Annotated in this window: 1 pseudogene; it reads right to left on the reverse strand. The window is 35.5% G+C overall.

Annotated features, from left to right (window positions below):
• Positions 1–234: pseudogene (locus CBI42_RS12090) on the reverse strand (hypothetical protein); the annotation flags it as partial.

Consider the following 234-nt stretch of genomic DNA (forward strand, 5'->3'; position numbering starts at 1 on the left):
TATCTTCGTTACTTTTCCCCTCAAATGGATTGTCCAATTCCTGCATGGAAGCATACACACCTTCTTCTTTTAGTTCCTTCATTTCCTCTTGATCGTCTTTTGATAGTTTATACTTAGGAGTTTCATAAAGGTCTTGCATGGATTTTAAATCTTCTCCATCGTTTAAATCATGCCACAACGTAGACAGATAATCCTTGTAAGTTTCTGAACTAAATAAGTGAACTGGTTTGTGTA

The organism is Streptococcus sp. KR (assembly GCF_002238115.1).
GTDB lineage: Bacteria > Bacillota > Bacilli > Lactobacillales > Streptococcaceae > Streptococcus.